2 tRNA genes and 1 rRNA gene are annotated in these 615 nt (G+C 40.0%); all 3 read right to left on the bottom strand.

Annotation, left to right across the window (positions count from 1 at the left end):
* Nucleotides 1-259: 259 nt before the first annotated feature.
* Nucleotides 260-335 (bottom strand) — tRNA-Ala (locus H5117_RS20415).
* Between the two features lie 50 nt (nt 336-385).
* A tRNA-Ile gene (locus H5117_RS20410) sits at nt 386-462 on the bottom strand.
* 76 nt (nt 463-538) lie between these two features.
* A 16S ribosomal RNA gene (locus H5117_RS20405) occupies nt 539-615 on the bottom strand; the annotation flags it as partial.

Below are 615 nucleotides of genomic sequence, written 5' to 3'. Positions count from 1 at the left end.
GAAGTTAATATTGAATACTAAAGTAGATACCAATCAATCAACGTAAAACGTTAATCAAATGGCACTGAATGGTACTGCTACCATTCTTTTTTTACTTTTGAAAACTCTTGATAAATACAATGTATCTATCAGAATTTTATTATCAGCTTTTCCAAATTTTTAAAGAGCAAGAGATACAAAAACCTCTCAAAATTAAACACACTCTATTCTCAGGCGGTTAATGGCCCGATAAAGAATATTTATTTTTAAGAAGTAAAAGTGGTGGAGCTAAGCAGGATCGAACTGCTGACCTCCTGCGTGCAAGGCAGGCGCTCTCCCAGCTGAGCTATAGCCCCACATATGCTGGTACTTACTGTTTTAACCATCTTCTTGATTAGACAAGAAGTGGTGGGTCTGAGTAGATTTGAACTACCGACCTCACCCTTATCAGGGGTGCGCTCTAACCAGCTGAGCTACAGACCCAAAACAATAAGTGTTGTTCTCTTTACAATAACAATCATCTGTGTGGACACTACGAACAAATAAGTTCTAAATCGTATAAGGAGGTGATCCAGCCCCAGGTTCCCCTAGGGCTACCTTGTTACGACTTCACCCCAGTCATGAATCACTCCGTGG

Origin of the sequence: Pseudoalteromonas sp. SG45-1 (assembly GCF_014164135.1) — a bacterium.
In the GTDB taxonomy this organism is placed as follows: Bacteria; Pseudomonadota; Gammaproteobacteria; order Enterobacterales; family Alteromonadaceae; genus Pseudoalteromonas; species Pseudoalteromonas distincta.
This window is presented reverse-complemented; position numbering and strand designations above follow the sequence as displayed.